We start from the raw sequence: 17,143 nt of genomic DNA, 5'->3' as shown, positions 1-17,143 counted from the left end.
GGGGGTTCGAATCCCTCAACTCCCACTACTTTGGCCCTTAATCAGGGCCTTTTTTGTTTATGCATTGCCATTTTTACATACTTTACTCCGAAATTAAAGACCGGTTTTATATTGGAGCTTCCTGTGACGATTTAGCCGAGCGCATTCGAAAACAGAACTCCAACCATAAAGGGTTTACCGGAACCGTTCCGGATTGAAAGCTGGTGTATACCGAGGAATTTGATACTAAAGAAGTGGCCTTCGCCAGGGAAACTCAAGTCAAAAAGTGGAAAAGCAGAATTAAAATACAGGAACTGATCCAAAAATCCGGCTAGTTGGTTCAGAGCATTCCGATTACCATCGGAAGGGTCGGGGGTTCGAATCCCTCAACTTACATTCTGAATCTATAAGTGAGGCTTTTTTGTTATGCTTTGTTACTTTTTCATCCTGTTTCCGTAAGTCAAAAAAAAGGCTGTTCAAATTTTAGAACAGCCTTTTTAATATTTATTGGATCAAAAATTATAAGTCCAAATCATAGTAGGACCGTTGACCATTGGGATATACGCCCAATATAGTTACTTCTTCTCCTTTGTAGTTTTTGAGTGCTTCCAGCACGTCTGCACCACTCATAATTTTGGTTCGGCCAATTTTGGTAATGATAAATCCTTCATTGACTCCGGCTTCCCGCCAGGTATCATTATCAATCACTGAAATAGATGCCCCTCCTTCCAGCTCAAGTCGTTCTTTAACATTAGCATTCAAATCTTCAAAAATCACTCCTTCAAACTCAGTTGTTTTGGGTAATTCTTTAATGACCACTTTCGTGTCACCAGATATATTTTTCAAGGTGGCCTTGGTAGTCATTTCCTCCCCATCTCTCAGAAAGGTTACTTCCACCTCGTCACCCGGACGTTTTCTGGCCACCCGTTCCTGCAGGGCAGAAGTAGTGTAGGTATCAAAACCATCTACGCCGATAATAATATCGCCCTTTTGCAACCCGGCTTCTTCACCCCCACTGCCTTCGTTGACTTCTCTTATATATACTCCTCTATTCACAGATACCTCTTCACCGATGAATTCCTCCAAATCGGCGCTAACATCCATGATGACTACTCCCAACAATCCTCTCTGTACCGTTCCAAACTCTAGCAAATCATCCATCACTTTCTTGGCAATCGCACTTGGAACTGCAAAGGAATAACCACTAAAACCACCCGTCCGGGAGGCAATGGCTGTATTGATGCCCACGATTTCGCCATTCAAATTCACCAAGGGTCCTCCAGAATTTCCTGGATTCACTGCTGCATCGGTTTGAATGAATGATTCTACCTGCAGGCCACTCTCGTCTCGGAGAATCCCAATATTTCTGGACTTGGCACTGATAATGCCGGCAGTAACCGTCGAATTAAGCTCATAAGGGTTTCCTACTGCCAACACCCATTGCCCAATCTTTGCCTGATCCGAGTCACCAAATGGAATAAAAGGCAAGTTATTTGCGTCGATCTTTAACAATGCCAAATCAGTCGTTGGATCCGTCCCAACCACTCTTGCGGTAAAACGCCTGTTGTCTTGGAGAGTGACATCTACTTTGGAAGCATTATCTATCACGTGGTTGTTGGTCACAATGTAACCATCTTTAGAGATGATGGCTCCAGACCCGGAACTTCTTCCTTGTCTCGGAGGCGCTTCTCCCCGGGGGGACCGAAACCCGAAGAATTCTTCCAGGGGATCCACTCCACTTTCTCTATTTCCCATGGTAACCGTACTTCGTACATGGACAACCGCCGGGGTTACCTGCTCTGCAGAAGCCACAAAGTTGATTCCTTCCGGAATCACAAATCGATCGTCTGCCAACCAATTAACTAAACTTGTGTCTTGTTTTTCTGTGAAATTGGTGGATGAGTCCTGGTTGTTTTGTAACAAACTGACCCCCAATATGGCTACCATACCACCAATCAGGGACGCCAGGATCATTCCTAGGAAAAACTGTTTTCTATTCATTGTATACCTTTCTTTTAAATTACCTCAATTATACACGTCTTTTCGTGCAATAAGTTGTTGCCAAAACAATGCCACTACACTAAAATCGAAGGATTTTAACAGCAATTAACAAACATTCTTCTCTTAGGCTTTTACTACCAATAAAACACAACTCGTTAAAGCCATTCAATCGCAACTCCCCTATAAACAAAAAACATATTAAATTAAATCTCCTGATCCGATATTTTTCTATTAAATTTAATTAAAATTCATCCGTTTCCTTTATGCTCAACCTTCAATTCATCAAATGAGCAGGCATACCTCGATCTTCACGACTACTTTAAAAAAAGTGGGTACGGTGTACTACAGTCTTTTTTATGGCCTCTTTTGTATAATAAGTTCGGTTTCCGCCTTTTCTCAAAGCGGTAGTCAGCTTCTTGATCTAGTCCCGCAAGTGAAAAATGACACTGTCAATCTGGCTGACTCACTGGCAAAAGAACCGTTGAGTATGGGGCAACGCATACAGCAGAACCAAAAATTCCTGAACATTTTGCAAGAAACTCAGGCAAGGCTGCGACAAGCTCAGGATACCTCCTTCCTTCAGGAAGAGCTTCCTGTCATAGAAATGGTGCTCAATCGGATTCGCGAACAATCTCTGACGGAGCAAAGCACGGTGAATTTACGGTTTTTAAATGAATTGGAAAACCTGATTATTGGGTATAACCAACAAGTAAACAAATGGCAAGAAGCCATCAATAAAAGATCTACCGACTTAATTGATGCGGAAGAAAAACTAAGCAGCATTAACCAAGTTCTACATGAAGATAAAGGCAAGGAAGAACCGCAACCTTTGCAGGGCTATTTACAGCAAAAGGAAGCACTAGAGAAAAGATTCCAAAACGTAGACAGCCTGTATCGGGTAAAGCGTTTTGCAGGGCTTCGGATTCAGACGCAACTTTCCGGAATAAAAATCCAATTGGACGAGCTGCTGGAGTCGGTGCGCTTGCGACAAGCAGAATTCAGGCGTGATCTTTTGAAAAGAGACAGTCCATACCTCTGGCAGGCTCATGCCACTACTTCTAAAAAACCATTTTCGGAGGTTATTCAGGAAACCTTGATTCTCAACCGGGTAATATTGAAACACTACCTGGAAACCAAGTATGGTTGGCTTATTTTTTTGATAGCTGCCTTTTTACTTATTTACTTCTGGATCCGAACGATGATTGAAAAAATCAGTCAAACCAAGGATTTTTCCAGCCTTATCCTACAACGCAGCAAATACCTGAGGTATTCACCCTTCTTGGGAACAGCCCTTATCCTTTTGACGGTTGGCCCGTACCTGTTTAGTTTCCCCCCATATTTATTGATCCTAAGCTTTTTGTTTGGAAGCGTTTTGGTGACTACTTTTCTTATTCGTATAGTCCTCGATCGCTCTTCCATGGTCCTGTGGTCGGTAATGGTGGGCTCCTTTTTGGTATTCGGGTCTAGTAATCTTATTACCCAATTGGCCCACCAGGAAAAATGGTACTTGCTGGGCTTCTCTATGGTGGGTATCGTTATGGGGATTCAGCTTTTGAAACTGATTAAAGAAAAACAGCATCTGTTTCCAATTAATTTACCCTACCTGATCTATTTTTTTCTTGCCATGCAACTCATGTCCATTGCGTTTCATATCGTAGGAAGATTCAGCCTGGGGAAAATTTTGGGGGTTGCTTCCACTCTCAGCACCATGCAGGGCATATCCCTTTATGTATTTGTCCTGGTGGTTATGGAAGGAATTTACCTGCAATCGGAATTAAGTAAGGAAAACCAAAAAGACTACGCCAATTTCCTTAACTACCAAGCCATTTACAGTCGCTTAAAGAAGATTTTCTCCTTTCTAGCCCTGCTGATGTGGCTTTATTTACTGTTGGTAAATATATCTCTTAACCAAACCCTGGGGGATCAGTTGATTACCTTCCTGCAGAAAGACAGAACATTTGGTAACACGAGTTTTACTTATGGGAGTATCTTAACCTTCTTTCTGTTGATTTGGGTATCTTCTGTGCTCGCAAAAAACATTGCCTATTTCGCATCCATTCGTGACAATCAAAACCTGGAGCAACGGGATAAACGCCTGGGGTCCTCCATATTGCTTATTCGGCTTGCCATTCTTACTATTGGTTTTTTCCTGGCAATAGCTGCTTCCGGTTTATCCCTGGATAAGCTAGCCATTGTATTGGGAGCTCTTAGTGTAGGAATAGGATTTGGGCTACAAACCATTGTCAACAACCTTGTCTCAGGAATCATCCTTGCCTTTGAGCGCCCCATCCAAGTAGGGGATGCCATTGAGGTGGGAAACCGGTCTGGAGTAGTGAAGGAGGTAGGAATACGGTCCAGTACCCTTCAGGCCTATGATGGTTCTGAAGTCATAATTCCAAACGGAGATCTCCTTTCACAGCATCTCGTAAATTGGACCTTATCCAACAAAAGCAAGCGTATAGAACTAATGATAGGAGTGGCCTATGGTACGGATCTAGAAAAGGTTCATAAAGTCATTGATAAAATTCTTGATCAAGACGGAATTCTTTCTTTCCCTAAATCAAATATTTTCGTCCATAATTTTGGCGACAGTGCTGTCGAATTCCGGATATTGTTTTGGGTGGCCAATTTTGATCAATGGCTACAGGTAAAAAATCAAGTTCTTCGTGAGATCTACCAGGCTTTTGCATCCGAAAAAATAGAAATCCCTTTTCCCCAGCGGGATTTGCATATTAAAACGGAACAGCTCCAAAAAAAGCCTCCCCATAATAAAAGGGAGGAGTAATGGATGAATAAAGCAGCTGCTATTTAGCCTCTCTTTTCAGCTCCTGCTTTTGTCTTTTTGAATTATCATTTTTTAACAATGGATTTAAAAGTGAACCCATCAGGTTGGCCGGTCCCTTTCGGAAAAAAAAGGCTGAAGACATAGCCAATAAGCACACAACTTAGAACGCCGATAGCGCCATACAAATAGCCGTTTACATCGGTATATCTGCTTATGGAAAAGGTAATCACCGCTCCGGAAATGGTACCGATAATCACCCCCGTGGCATTAGCTTTTTGGCTAAAAATGGCCAGCACAAAGACCCCGGCAAGGCTACCGCCTATCATTCCGAGCAGCTTTTGAAAAAGGTCAAAGATAAACCTATTGGGTCCCGGTTTTGAGCCTTTTATGGTAGTAGTAGGAAACAGGTTTAACATGTATGGTATCAGTCAATTAGTCAAATTTAAACAGGTTAGGTGTTTATTGACATTCTCGCGTTATTTGATTAATTCAAAAGCGATATTTCTAAAAGAAGCCTACTCATCATAGAGCCAATCCATGTCCACTTTGCTGACATTGGTTACAGATAGGCCGGTTCCAGCAGGACGGTTCCCGGCACAGTACCCCAGCAAAACATCCTCTCCAACAAAATCCATGGCAATATAACAATACCAACCGTCAGGGTCATCTTCCAGGGTTTTGGTCATTTCCCAGGTTTTTCCCTCGTCTTTTGAAATGGCCGCATTTAAAGGCGTTCTGAGCTTGGATATTTCCGGGTCATCGGATAAATTATTGTTCCATACGGCCAATAGGTCTCCGGTACTCGGAATTCTTTCAATAGTGGCCGGGGATACTGGAGACACTAAGGTACTTTTTTCTACCTCAGACCAGGTTTCGCCCCTATCCTGGGAATAAGAATAGCATTGTACCCCTGCATTGGAACGGATAAACATTAAAATGGATCCATCCTCCAACGCCACCAAGCCGGGCTCCTGAAGAACAATATCCTCTGGATTGGGCACTTCTTCACTGCTTTGCCAGGTTTGGCCATTATCATCCGAGTAATAGGAGAATATATCCCCTTTACCACTCCACTCCATGTCCGGACCAGCATGCCTGGCCACAGAAAGCATTAACCGGCCGTCCTCCAGTTGAATGACCCGGTCATTGTTCAACACAAAATAACCTTCCTTATCTGTAATACAGGGTATGGCCTCTGACCAGGTTTGGGTTTCATCCTTGGAAATCCGCATCATGGGGATACAGTCATCCGTATCATTTTTCCTTAAATAGAACATGGCAATATCCCCATTTTGTAAGCGAAGGAGGGAAACAGACATAACGTTCATTCCCCCTTCGTTAGGAAGGATCTCCACATCCTTATCTGTCCAGCTTTCCCCCTGATCGGAAGAGTACCTTCCAGCCAAATAGGCCGTGGCATGATCACTGGAAGACTCCCCATAGTAATGGGAGTAAACAAAAAGAATGCGGCCGTCATTTAGCTGAATAAAATCCCCTTCACTGTTTCGGGGATTATTATCTCCGGGATTGAGCACCAGATTTCGCTGAATACCATCATCCACTTTTTCAGTATTATTTTCCATAGCTGTCTGCTCTTTCACTTCCTTACTTCCACATCCATAGGCTACCAGAGCTGTGATAACCAGTATTCCGATGACTCCATTAAATTTGTCTTTTACCATATCCTTATCATTTAATCATAAAATTCCTTTAAGCTTATTTTTCGCAGTACCAGTGGTATTTTTTCTGTTAATCCCAATCTTTTTGTTTCCATGTAACCCGAGAAATACAAATTCAAGGTCTCTACGAAATTTCCGGCAACCAAACGCTGTTACGCTTTCAGAAAATGCTACACCCGATATTTAACTTAGTCCATAGCGGACAAATCATTGGGAAAACGGAAGTTAAGAATGCCGTCATACATCGGGATTTATTGAATGAGCTAAAAGAAGGGACTCCTTCGAGTTTCAGGGAAAAAATGAGCGTGCATTTAAAAGTATATTTCGATAACGTCGACGAATAAAATGTAAAAGAGAAGGCAATATGACATTACCTTCTCTCTTTATATGATTTGGTCTTCGGGAATTCTCCCTACAATGCCTCCACTCGCTGCCTGGAAACACCCAACCCTTCAATACCCAGCTCCACTTCATCGCCGGCTTTGAGGTATCTGGGTGGTTTTAAACCCATTCCCACTCCGGCGGGAGTTCCGGTACTGATAATGTCCCCCGGTAGCAGACTCATGTATTGGCTGATATAACTTACCAATTGAGGTACATTAAATACCAAATCAGAGGTGCTACTATCTTGCATCATTTCTCCGTTTACCTTCAGCCATAGCCGCAACTGATGAGGATCCTTGATTTCGTCCTTTGTGACCAGGTAAGGCCCTAATGGAGCAAAGGTATCACAACTCTTGCCTTTCACCCACTGCCCCCCATGCTGCAACTGAAACTCCCTTTCACTGACATCGTTGTGAAGCACGTACCCGAAAACATGGTCCATGGCTTCTTCTTCCGATACGTAACTTGCTTTTTTACCGATAACAATAGCCAATTCCACCTCCCAATCAGTAGCTTTCGAATTTTTTGGAATGACAATGGGATCGAAAGGACCCGACAGTGCCGAAGTGGCCTTCATAAATAATACCGGTTGCTTGGGCACTTCCATGCCACTTTCTTTGGCATGTAGGGAGTAGTTCAACCCAACGCACATGATTTTAGATGGATAGGGGACAGGCGAACCTAACCTTTCATCTGCACCTACCTCCGGACAAGAGTCGCTATTCGATGCCAACCATTTTTTAAAATCTTCCAAACGACTTGCCTCACCTAAAAAGGCCGCCGTCCAGTCGGCTCCATAGGCAGAACAATCTAGTATTTTCCCGGAGTCAGTGACAACACCTGGTTTTTCATTCCCTATTTTTCCAAAACGAATTAATCTCATGGGTTACTTCTATTTATAGTTGTTACATTTTTAATTTACAAAAACCACCATCTACCAGGTAATCTGCGCCTGTCAGAAAGGCTGCTTCATCCGAAGCCAGGAAAAAGGCCATGTTGGCCACCTCTTCCGGACTTCCCATCCTTCCCACCGGCTGCGTGGCTGCCAGCTGATCAAAAATTTCCTTTTCTTTTCCCGGATACGTTTTTGCCAGGTAATCGTCTACAAAGGGAGTATGAATCCGGGCAGGAGAAATGGCATTGCACCGAATGTTATCCTTTACGTAATCCCGAGCTATGGTCAGCGTCATATTAAGCACCGCCCCTTTCGTCATAGAATAGGCAAATCGATCGGGAATTCCCATGGTAGCCGAGACCGAGGCCATGTTGATAATAACGCCTCCTCCCTGGGATTTCATTCTTCCAATCACTGCTTTCGAACAGTGAAATACTCCTTTTATATTAACCGCATACAGTCGATCCAGGTCCGCCTCCTCCGTACTTTCCAGGTTGCCGATATGGGAGACCCCTGCATTGTTTACCAGCACATCAATGTTCCCTTCGATCCCATCCACCACTTCCTGAACTTCTTGTCGGACTGCGACATTCATTTTTCTAAATTCAACCCGAAAGCCTTCCTCCTTTAGCCTTGAGGTTACTATCTGACCATTTTCTTCATTAAAATCCAGTAGGTAAACCTTACCTCCGGCAGCAGCAAATTTTTTGACGATCGCTAGTCCAATACCACTGGCACCGCCAGTTACCAAAATATTCTTTCCCTTCATGTGTTTATAATTTTCTTTGATTGGTCACAACTTATCCCCTACCGAAGGTCGGGATAGCCTGTCCCGAAACTGATTTGGGATGATGTCGCACCTACCTACCGGCAGGCAGGTCCTTTATTAAATTCCCTCCGATTGGCATTCTCGTCAGGGTCGATTTCATTAAATTTACAACATTTAGAGTAAATCGATTCGGCTACTCATTAGCTGATTGCACCAAAAAACTCATTTTCCAAGCATGGGAAAAAGCCTTTTCAAATCTTCCTTTGAAGGTTGGGAGCCGTACTCACAAACTTCAAAGGCTTCTGCATATTGAACCTCCTCAGCCCTACCTGCTCCATACCATTTTTCGAGGCTTTTCCTTACGGCGGGGTTAATGCTGCCAAATCGTTTCCCTTTTAACCATTCCTTTCGTTCCTCTTTCCCTTCCGGAACTTCATCTGCATAGCCACCAATCCAGGGCAACCACTCGTAAAACTGAGATTCGTGAGCATCCATGCCGTTGATTTTTTTATCGATTACAGGAGTGATGTCCACAGCCACGTGTGGCTCAAAGGGATTGGGTTTTTGAAAATGGTCTTGAAAATACAGAAAGACTGGGTTTTTATTTAATGGCGGCGTATCCGGGGCCACATTAGGTACCCCAACCATGTAAGCAGCATCCTGCACCAGCACCCCGGTATATCGGTGATCGGGATGGTAATCGTTGGGACGGGGCGCAATGACCACGTCAGCGTTCCATTCGCGGATTTTCCGGATTATCTGAAGGCGGATTTCCAGCGTGGGCAACAATTCTCCATCGTGATTGTCAAGCACATCGTACTCCACCCCCATCCTTCTGGCTACTTCCTGGGTTTCGGCAATACGTCTTTTGGCCAGCATTCCTCCTCCCTCTTCCATGTGCCCCGCATCCCCGTTGGTCACCGAAACAAATTTCACCTTATGGCCCATGGCTACATATAAGGAGGCGGTTCCTCCACCTTTTATATCACAATCATCCGGATGCGCACCAATCATGATAATCCGTAAGGGGTCCTGCTGGGCCAGTACCGAATAAACGGAAATAAAACAAAATAAAACGGCAAAAACCTTGGCTTTCATATACTAAATTAAGGGTTGGTAAAAGATAAAGTTTGAAGATAGTCAATTCGCACAATTTTGCCAATCAGGGATTCCAAATTATCCATAAAATACCGATTGCCCGAAACTTATTCCTTATCTTTGCAAGCTAAATTTTGAACTGAAAAAGCCCCCAACCTATGCTTCAGGTAAATGAGATAAGAGAAAATTTCGAGCGTGCCTGCCAGGGTTTAGCAAAAAGAAACGTTCCAAATCCGGAAACCCTGCTTCGGCAGGTGCTGGATCTGGATGATAAAAGGAAGCAAACACAGGTAGAAAGAGACTCCCTACAGGCCGAATCCAATGCCCTGGCAAAACAAATCGGGCAATTGATGAAAAGTGGGAAAAAGGAGGAAGCCGAGGGCCTTAAAGAACAAACGGCTGCGAAAAAATCCCAAGTCAAAGCGTTAGAGGAGCAATACAGTAGCTGCGAAAACTCCCTGACGCAATTACTCTACTCCATACCCAATATACCGCACGAATCGGTGCCGGCAGGGAAATCTGCTGAAGACAATGAAGTCGTACTAGAAAACGGGCAAATCCCCGAATTAAACCCCGCACATAAATTCCCCCACTGGGACTTGATAAAAAAGTACGATATTGTTGATTTCGAACTGGGTGTTAAAATCACAGGAGCCGGGTTTCCGGTTTACAAAGGAAAAGGAGCTAAATTACAGCGGGCCCTTGTAAACTTTTTCCTAGATGAAGCGGAAAAAGCGGGGTACCATGAGGTCCAGCCCCCTATTATGATTAATGAGGAAAGCGGATACGCCACGGGGCAGTTGCCGGACAAGGAAGGCCAAATGTACCTGGCCGCCGAAGATGGACTCTACCTGATTCCCACCGCAGAGGTTCCAATCACCAATATGTATCGTAATGAGGTGCTGGCAGAAGCTGATCTACCGAAAAAAAATGCGGGATTTACCCCTTGTTTCAGAAGAGAAGCTGGTAATTGGGGCGCACATGTGCGAGGGCTTAACCGGCTTCACCAATTTGACAAAGTCGAGATCGTCCAAATAACGCATCCTGAACAATCTTACCCAACCCTGGAAGAAATGAGCCTTCACGTGCAGCAGCTTTTGCAAAAACTGGAGCTTCCCTACCGGGTTCTGCGGCTTTGCGGAGGAGATATGGGATTTACTTCTGCCCTGACCTACGACATGGAAGTTTTCTCCGCCGCCCAGGAACGGTGGCTGGAGGTAAGTTCGGTGAGTAACTTTGAAACTTATCAATCCAACCGGTTAAAACTACGTTTCAAAAATCACGACCGGAAAACCGTGTTGGCCCATACGCTTAATGGGAGTGCCCTGGCATTACCCCGGATAGTTGCTGCTTTACTCGAAAATAATCAGAGCGAAAAGGGAATAAAAATGCCTGAGGTCCTGGTTCCTTACCTGGGATTTGAGTGGATTTCCTAATTCAAAGTTTTAATATTCCTGCAAATTTAGGGCATCAAATCCCCAGCCGTTCTTTCCATTCCTGAACTTCACGGTGTCCCTGATCAATTTGGTCCTGCTCATCCCTACTCAGCGATGCGTTTGACCTTCTGCTTGTAATTTCGAGGTCCAAACCGGATTTATTCAGGTAGTAGCGGGACGATAACTGGTAATTGACTGTGATTCTGGACTCCATTTCGGTCAACTTATCCTGAAGCCAATCCACTTCCGCTTTTTTGGCAGGATCTTCGGCATGTTGACAAATCCAGGCAATTACTTCCGGGTAATAATTGCCGGCAATTGGGGATAACCCTGCTCCTCCTGCGCGCAGTGAGGCGACGGCGCTTCCCATATGGGCATTGTAAAGACCAAGGTCAGACCCCTCAGACAGGCGAAGCTTTTTACGGATATGTTCGATGTCTTCTGTGGTGTCTTTGTGGTAAACCAGCCGCCCGGTACCCAAAAGAAAATCCAGCACTTCCAGGGACAAAATCCGCTTGTAGGGGCTGGGACACTCGTAGGTCCCCAAAGCCAGGGAATTGGTTTGGTTCAGGTAAGCTTCCAGGTTGCGGATCATGGTTTTATCCGATTCCTCAGATGCTGCAAAATGAGAAGTAATCAAAATGACTGCATCCACTCCAGTATCCGCCAATTTTTTGGAAAACGTCGCCTTCTCGGAAGCATCTTTTCCAAAGGAACCCGTAGCGACCACCGGAAAGCGCCCGTTGACCCGATTGACTACCGTTTTCGTTACCTTCAGTCGTTCTTCGGGACTCAGGTCGTACATTTGGCTGCTGAGACAGTTGGCAAACAAACCCCTGGCACCGGCTGCCAGGTAATGATCTGTCAGGGATTCCAACCCTTTATAATCCACCGATTTGTCCTTATTGTAAGGTGTCAACATTACCGGTACAAAGGATTTTTCTCCCATTGATTCCTTCATTTTGTCCCAGGCTTGCAAACCATAAACGGGCATCATGCTGGCAGCCGTTCCCAATACCATTTTCTTCATGAAGTCTCTTCTTTGCTTCAGCTCGATCTCATTGGCTATTTTATTATCCATAAAAACAATAAAATTTGGTATGCTTATACAATTTCTCCAGATTTCGGTTATCTCACTAAATGAGAATCCCTATTATAGTTACCCGCCTTCCGTTGATTTAGGCTAATCCCCATACAAAATAACCCTATTATCGCTGACAATAATATCCCTCTGCCTATATTTGCCGCAGTATGTGGAAGGAAATCGTCCTATTAGTCAGAAAAGAAGCAGTCCTGGAGTGGCGACAAAAGTATGCCATCAACGGTATTCTTCTATATGTAATAAGTGCTGTTTTTATCACCTACCTCAGCATGGGTGCCGGTAAGGGGAATCTGGGAGTACCTGTATGGAATGCCCTTTACTGGATCATTATTTTGTTTTCTTCTGTAAATGCGGTGGCTAAAAGTTTTGTGCAAGAGCATCAGGGCAGGCAACTGTATTACTATATGATTGCCTCTCCGGAAGCGATCATCCTTTCCAAGACCATTTACAACACCCTGCTTACCCTAGTGTTGGCCTTACTGGGTTACCTGGTTTTTGGAGTGGTGTTTGGAAATCCGGTGGCTGACCAACCTCTTTTTCTGCTCAACTTATTTCTTGGAGCGCTGGGTTTTTCGGCTTCCCTGACCATGGTTTCGGCCATTGCTTCCAAAACCAGCAACAACGGCACCTTGATGGCTATTTTGAGTTTTCCCGTTTTGATCCCCATTCTGCTCATGGCCATCCAGGTTTCAAAAAATGCGATCGATGGTTTGGATAGGGAAATTAATGTCGAAAAAATAGTAACACTATTGGCCATTAATGCCATCGTAGCCGTCAGTTCCTATATTCTCTTCCCCTACCTTTGGCGGAGTTGAGACACCATTAGCCGCCGGTAATACCTGCTTTTTACCTGCTCTCGACCGGTGAGCAAATAAACCCGACAATTGTAAATAAATCACTTAGAAACACTTATTTTTGCCACTGAATTGACGGAAAGATTTCTACCTTTCTCCGGGCTTAATTTCCCAATCTGAAATTTCATTTCCGGCCGGAGAGGGGAGTTTAGTTGCTCCTGAGGAATTGGAAAGGAGTGATCTCTAAAAATAACTGTAAATGAAAACTTATTGGTGGAAAATCCTGGCCATTGTGCTGTTAGCCTATACGATAATTGCAGGTTTGTTAATCGATGTGCCCCGGTTGCCGATTTTAAATGAAACCATCCGAGCCTTGTTTTTCCACGTAACCATGTGGTTTGGCATGCTGTTAATGTTGATTGTTGCCGTATATTATGGGATTCTGCACCTTCGTTCAGGTGATTTAGTTCATGATGACATGTCCGTCGAATTCACCAACACGGCCATCCTTTTCGGCGTGGTGGGAATTAGCACCGGAATGATTTGGGCTAAATTTACCTGGGGAGATTACTGGACGAATGATCCCAAGCTCAATGCATCGGCAATAGGCTTGCTGATGTATTTTGCTTATCTGGTTTTACGAAACTCATTGACAGATGTGTATCAGCGGGCTAGAATAAGTGCCGTTTATAGTATTTTTGCTTTTGCAGCATTCATTCCCCTTATTTTTATCTTACCGAGGTTGACGGACAGCCTGCACCCCGGGAACGGCGGAAACCCGGGATTCAATGCATACGACATGGATAGCAATCTCCGTACGGTATTTTATCCTGCCATCATCGGCTGGACCCTTTTGGGCACCTGGATCAGTACGATCCGGGTCCGTTACAGGCGTTTGGAAAGAAAATTAGAAGACAAATTGATTAACCAATAACATGAAAAAATACATTTTCATTCTCCTTTTATTGATTAGTTTTACCGGCACAGCACAGGATAAAATTGACATTACGGCAGAAGATTATCAAAATTCCACCGTGCAAATGGCTGACGGCATGCGATCGGAAGGAAAAATCTACGTTTTAGTGACCATTATTGGAATTGTTTTGGGTGGTATTCTGGTTTATGTCATACAGACCGATCGTAGAATCAGCGGACTGGAGAAAAAATTTAACGATTAGATCATGAAAAGAGGACATATTATCGGCCTGGGAATCATTGGCGTGGCCATCATCATCATTATCACCTCTATTGGCGATGCGAGCACCTATGAAAGCTTTTCCACAGCCAAATCAATGGCTATCAATGGCAATACAGAAGCCATTCACGTGGTGGGTCAGTTGAAGAAAGATTCCGAAGGCGAAGTAGTAGGCATAGAAGTGGGACAAGATAAAACATCTTTCACATTCGTAATGGTGGACAATGACGGTATGGAGCAGCAGGTATATTACAATGAACCCGTTCCGGCAGATTTCATTCGATCTGAGCAGGTGGTGGTGATCGGTACATACAAAACCGAAGAAATGTTTGTTGCAGACAAGATCCTTATGAAATGCCCTTCCAAATATCAGGAGACTGATGTCAAGACTGCTTCATCCTGAAGCATCAGGAAGTAACACACTTTAAATTACAGTAAAATATGATGAATACCTTTATGGGTAATCTGGGCCATTTCATGGTAATTCTGGCTTTTGTCAGTGCATTGATTTCTGCCATTTCCTATTATTATTTTACCCGTGCCAGTGAACTGGAAAAACCTTCCTGGAGAAACTTTAGCCGGATCACGTTCTACATTCATGGGATTGCATCCGTTGCCATTGCATTTTCCTTGTTCGAAATTATCTACAACCATCGTTTTGAATATTTTTATGCCTATTCCCATTCCTCTATAGGCCTACCTGTTCATTACATGATATCCAGCTTCTGGGAAGGTCAGGAGGGAGCCTTCATCCTTTGGATTTTCTGGAATGTGGTATTAGGATTAGTGGTCATTCACACCAACCGGTTTTGGGAAGGCCCGGTGATGCTGGTATTTATGCTGGTGCAGGCATTTTTGGTTTCTATGATTTTAGGAGTAGTGATTGGCGACCTCAAAATCGGTAGTTCTCCTTTCATGTTGCTTCGGGATGTATCCGATGCCCCCATTTTCCAGATCAATCCCGAGTTTGTCCCCGAGGATGGTACCGGTTTGAATCCGCTCCTTCAAAATATTTGGATGGTCATTCATCCACCAACACTGTTTTTAGGCTATGCCTCCACACTCATCCCTTTTGCCTTTTTGATGGCAGGGCTTGGGTTAAAAAAGTATTCTGAATGGATTCGACCCGCTTTGCCCTGGGCCATCTTTTCTGCTATGATCCTTGGGATGGGTATCATTATGGGTGCCTATTGGGCATACGTGACGCTTAATTTTGGAGGCTATTGGAACTGGGATCCCGTGGAAAATGCGGTATATGTACCCTGGCTTATCATGGTAGCAGCGATCCATACCATGATTACCTTCAAAAAAAGCACCACCGCTTTGAAAACTTCCATGGTGTTGGTTATCGGCTCCTTTATATTGGTATTATACGCTACGTTTCTTGTAAGAAGTGGCGTATTGGGCGACTCATCGGTGCATTCTTTTACCGATCTCGGTCTCTCGGGACAGCTGTTGATTTACATGCTTTTCTTTCTGGTAGTAGCTGTTTTTCTGGCCGTCAGGGAATGGAAACATATTCCTACTTCCGAAAAAGAGGCCTCCGTTTATTCCAGAGAATTCTGGATATTTATTGGTGCCACTACCCTGGGTTTAATGGCCTTTCAGGTCATTATTCCAACCTCTATTCCAGTATACAATGCCTTGATCGAAAGTTTTGGAGGCCTTTCAAATTTGGCACCTCCTGCTGATCAAATTGGTTTTTACACCAAGTTTCAGGTCTGGTTTGCTGTGGCCCTGGCGTTACTGACTGGGATTGGGCAGTTTTTCTGGTGGAACAAGATGGATAAAAAGGATCTGAAAAATTCCCTGGTCACCCCTTACATCATCTCCATGGTGCTGGCTGCGTTGATCATCACCATCGGGAAGGTTTATGACATCACTTACATCGTGATCGTTCTGGCAGGTGCCTTTACCATCGTTGCCAATAGCACCATCCTTATCAAACTTATAAGAAAGAAGACCTTCAAGCTTTCAGGAGGTTCCCTGGCTCATATTGGATTGGGAATGATACTGATAGGAGTAATGTTTTCTTCCGGCTATTCCGACACCATCTCCATCAACATGTCCGGTTTGACGTATAAAAAAGACTGGGAGGATGATCTGAATAAAGAGAACGTACTACTTTGGATTAACAAGCCTTTGCAAATGAAAGAGTATGAGGTCATTTACAGGGGAAGGTATAAGAAAGTGACCGGGGTTCCCGGCTATGTGAAAGCCGATGCCCTGGAGGCTACAGGCGAAATAAACCAGGCAGTAGCACTGGAGGATATACAGTTCAATGACCAACTCTACCATTCCAAGGGGGATACGGTAAGCCTTGTTTTGCAGGAAAACTCTTACTTTAAAGTAGAGTATTTTCAGGATGACGAACTTAAGTTTACCCTTTACCCCATGTCGCAGCCCAATCCCACCATGGGATTGATTTCCTCTCCGGATTCGAAAAGATACCTGACCCGAGACCTTTATACACATGTCTCTGCCATAAATGATTACGAAGAACCCGAATGGAAAGAGGCGGAATCAGTGAATGCTGCCCCCGGTGATCAATTTTTCATAAACGATTTCGTTACCCAGTTTGAGGGTGCCGAAGTGGTCAATGAATTGGATGGGGTACCATTGGAGGAGGGAGATGTGGCCGTTAAAGCCAACCTTACCATATTGGATTACGATGTGGAGAAAAAGCTGGCACCTGTTTTTCTGATCCGTGGGAATCAGGTGGGCAAGATTGCAGACATTGACAATGATCTGGGAATTAAAGTAGAGGTTGAAAACATCGTACCGGAAGATAACAAGTTTGTCTTTAAAATAAGTACGTATCAAAAGGACTATGTGGTAATGAAAGCGGCTGTAAAGCCGATGATAAATGTCCTTTGGCTGGGTACCATCGTGATGCTAATTGGATTTAGCGTTGCCATTTTCAGGAGATTTGATGAGTTTCAGAAAATGAAGAAAAAAGGCCTTGAATAACGTGCCGCTACTCAGAATTTACTTAACCCCTGATGTGAATTAGGGGTTATTTTTTT

General features: G+C 44.1%; 15 protein-coding genes and 1 tRNA gene. 9 read left to right on the top strand and 7 right to left on the bottom strand.

Going from position 1 to position 17,143, the window contains the following annotated elements:
- The first annotated feature begins 59 nt into the window (after positions 1-59).
- Both GJQ68_RS23715 and GJQ68_RS20160 read left to right on the top strand, forming a co-directional pair.
- Entirely contained in the window at positions 60-197 is a 138-nt protein-coding gene (locus tag GJQ68_RS23715) for a GIY-YIG nuclease family protein (protein ID WP_394351331.1), read from the top strand.
- Between the two features lie 111 nt (positions 198-308).
- A tRNA-Val gene (locus GJQ68_RS20160) sits at positions 309-368 on the top strand.
- A 130-nt stretch (positions 369-498) separates the two neighbouring features.
- Here the strand turns inward: GJQ68_RS20160 and GJQ68_RS20155 are convergent.
- Positions 499-1,980 carry a Do family serine endopeptidase gene (locus tag GJQ68_RS20155; protein ID WP_162419074.1) on the bottom strand — a complete coding sequence of 494 codons (1,482 nt, stop codon included), beginning with the start codon at positions 1,978-1,980 and terminating at the stop codon, positions 499-501.
- A gap of 433 nt (positions 1,981-2,413) precedes the next feature.
- On the opposite strand from GJQ68_RS20155, the gene GJQ68_RS20150 reads away from it, so the two are divergent.
- Positions 2,414-4,765, top strand: a complete 2,352-nt coding sequence (locus GJQ68_RS20150; RefSeq protein WP_162419073.1) for a mechanosensitive ion channel family protein — start codon at positions 2,414-2,416, stop codon at positions 4,763-4,765.
- Positions 4,766-4,830: 65 nt separating this feature from the next.
- Here GJQ68_RS20150 and GJQ68_RS20145 read toward each other — a convergent pair whose 3' ends face one another.
- From GJQ68_RS20145 to GJQ68_RS20125, 5 genes are all read right to left on the bottom strand, one after another.
- Positions 4,831-5,181: a hypothetical protein gene (locus tag GJQ68_RS20145; RefSeq protein ID WP_202927983.1), complete on the bottom strand. Its 351-nt coding sequence runs from the start codon at positions 5,179-5,181 to the stop codon at positions 4,831-4,833.
- 99 nt (positions 5,182-5,280) lie between these two features.
- On the bottom strand, positions 5,281-6,447 hold the full coding sequence (locus GJQ68_RS20140) for a sialidase family protein (RefSeq protein WP_162419072.1): 1,167 nt from the start codon (positions 6,445-6,447) through the stop codon (positions 5,281-5,283).
- A gap of 409 nt (positions 6,448-6,856) precedes the next feature.
- Positions 6,857-7,711, bottom strand: coding sequence for a fumarylacetoacetate hydrolase family protein (locus tag GJQ68_RS20135; RefSeq protein ID WP_162419071.1), 855 nt, complete (start codon positions 7,709-7,711; stop codon positions 6,857-6,859).
- A gap of 22 nt (positions 7,712-7,733) precedes the next feature.
- Entirely contained in the window at positions 7,734-8,492 is a 759-nt protein-coding gene (locus tag GJQ68_RS20130) for an SDR family NAD(P)-dependent oxidoreductase (RefSeq protein ID WP_162419070.1), read from the bottom strand.
- Between the two features lie 222 nt (positions 8,493-8,714).
- The gene (locus GJQ68_RS20125) at positions 8,715-9,590 is read right to left on the bottom strand and encodes a PIG-L deacetylase family protein (protein WP_162419069.1); all 876 of its coding nucleotides are present in this window, start codon (positions 9,588-9,590) and stop codon (positions 8,715-8,717) included.
- A gap of 158 nt (positions 9,591-9,748) precedes the next feature.
- Between GJQ68_RS20125 and serS the strand changes: the two genes are divergently transcribed.
- Positions 9,749-11,026 carry a serine--tRNA ligase gene (gene serS, locus GJQ68_RS20120; protein ID WP_162419068.1) on the top strand — a complete coding sequence of 426 codons (1,278 nt, stop codon included), beginning with the start codon at positions 9,749-9,751 and terminating at the stop codon, positions 11,024-11,026.
- A gap of 34 nt (positions 11,027-11,060) precedes the next feature.
- Here the strand turns inward: serS and GJQ68_RS20115 are convergent, their stop codons facing one another.
- Positions 11,061-12,107 carry a dihydrodipicolinate synthase family protein gene (locus GJQ68_RS20115; RefSeq protein WP_235941817.1) on the bottom strand — a complete coding sequence of 349 codons (1,047 nt, stop codon included), beginning with the start codon at positions 12,105-12,107 and terminating at the stop codon, positions 11,061-11,063.
- A gap of 170 nt (positions 12,108-12,277) precedes the next feature.
- On the opposite strand from GJQ68_RS20115, the gene GJQ68_RS20110 reads away from it, so the two are divergent.
- From GJQ68_RS20110 to ccsA (GJQ68_RS20090), 5 genes are all read left to right on the top strand, one after another.
- The gene (locus GJQ68_RS20110) at positions 12,278-12,943 is read left to right on the top strand and encodes a heme exporter protein CcmB (protein WP_162419067.1); all 666 of its coding nucleotides are present in this window, start codon (positions 12,278-12,280) and stop codon (positions 12,941-12,943) included.
- A gap of 238 nt (positions 12,944-13,181) precedes the next feature.
- A complete protein-coding gene (gene ccsA, locus GJQ68_RS20105; RefSeq protein WP_162419066.1) occupies positions 13,182-13,856 on the top strand; it encodes a cytochrome c biogenesis protein CcsA in 675 nt (224 codons plus the stop codon).
- Position 13,857: 1 nt separating this feature from the next.
- Positions 13,858-14,100 carry a CcmD family protein gene (locus GJQ68_RS20100; protein ID WP_162419065.1) on the top strand — a complete coding sequence of 81 codons (243 nt, stop codon included), beginning with the start codon at positions 13,858-13,860 and terminating at the stop codon, positions 14,098-14,100.
- A gap of 3 nt (positions 14,101-14,103) precedes the next feature.
- Positions 14,104-14,520 carry a cytochrome c maturation protein CcmE domain-containing protein gene (locus tag GJQ68_RS20095; protein WP_162419064.1) on the top strand — a complete coding sequence of 139 codons (417 nt, stop codon included), beginning with the start codon at positions 14,104-14,106 and terminating at the stop codon, positions 14,518-14,520.
- Positions 14,521-14,558: 38 nt separating this feature from the next.
- On the top strand, positions 14,559-17,087 hold the full coding sequence (gene ccsA, locus GJQ68_RS20090) for a cytochrome c biogenesis protein CcsA (protein WP_162419063.1): 2,529 nt from the start codon (positions 14,559-14,561) through the stop codon (positions 17,085-17,087).
- Positions 17,088-17,143 lie beyond the last annotated feature (56 nt).

This window comes from Cyclobacterium roseum, from assembly GCF_010119225.1.
GTDB lineage: Bacteria > Bacteroidota > Bacteroidia > Cytophagales > Cyclobacteriaceae > Cyclobacterium > Cyclobacterium roseum.
Note: the sequence above shows the minus strand (reverse complement) of the source record. Positions and strands in the feature narration are given on the sequence as shown.

Excerpts from the sequence above, each read along its gene's own strand:
- GJQ68_RS20155 (WP_162419074.1), bottom strand. The coding sequence starts at position 1,980 with ATGAATAGAAAACAGTTTTTCCTAGGAATGATCCTGGCGTCCCTGATT.
- ccsA (WP_162419066.1), top strand. The coding sequence starts at position 13,182 with ATGAAAACTTATTGGTGGAAAATCCTGGCCATTGTGCTGTTAGCCTAT.
- GJQ68_RS20145 (WP_202927983.1), bottom strand. The coding sequence starts at position 5,181 with ATGTTAAACCTGTTTCCTACTACTACCATAAAAGGCTCAAAACCGGGA.
- ccsA (WP_162419063.1), top strand. The coding sequence starts at position 14,559 with ATGATGAATACCTTTATGGGTAATCTGGGCCATTTCATGGTAATTCTG.
- GJQ68_RS20135 (WP_162419071.1), bottom strand. The coding sequence starts at position 7,711 with ATGAGATTAATTCGTTTTGGAAAAATAGGGAATGAAAAACCAGGTGTT.
- GJQ68_RS20100 (WP_162419065.1), top strand. The coding sequence starts at position 13,858 with ATGAAAAAATACATTTTCATTCTCCTTTTATTGATTAGTTTTACCGGC.
- GJQ68_RS20130 (WP_162419070.1), bottom strand. The coding sequence starts at position 8,492 with ATGAAGGGAAAGAATATTTTGGTAACTGGCGGTGCCAGTGGTATTGGA.
- GJQ68_RS20115 (WP_235941817.1), bottom strand. The coding sequence starts at position 12,107 with ATGGATAATAAAATAGCCAATGAGATCGAGCTGAAGCAAAGAAGAGAC.
- GJQ68_RS20110 (WP_162419067.1), top strand. The coding sequence starts at position 12,278 with ATGTGGAAGGAAATCGTCCTATTAGTCAGAAAAGAAGCAGTCCTGGAG.
- GJQ68_RS20095 (WP_162419064.1), top strand. The coding sequence starts at position 14,104 with ATGAAAAGAGGACATATTATCGGCCTGGGAATCATTGGCGTGGCCATC.
- GJQ68_RS23715 (WP_394351331.1), top strand. The coding sequence starts at position 60 with ATGCATTGCCATTTTTACATACTTTACTCCGAAATTAAAGACCGGTTT.
- serS (WP_162419068.1), top strand. The coding sequence starts at position 9,749 with ATGCTTCAGGTAAATGAGATAAGAGAAAATTTCGAGCGTGCCTGCCAG.
- GJQ68_RS20125 (WP_162419069.1), bottom strand. The coding sequence starts at position 9,590 with ATGAAAGCCAAGGTTTTTGCCGTTTTATTTTGTTTTATTTCCGTTTAT.
- GJQ68_RS20140 (WP_162419072.1), bottom strand. The coding sequence starts at position 6,447 with ATGGTAAAAGACAAATTTAATGGAGTCATCGGAATACTGGTTATCACA.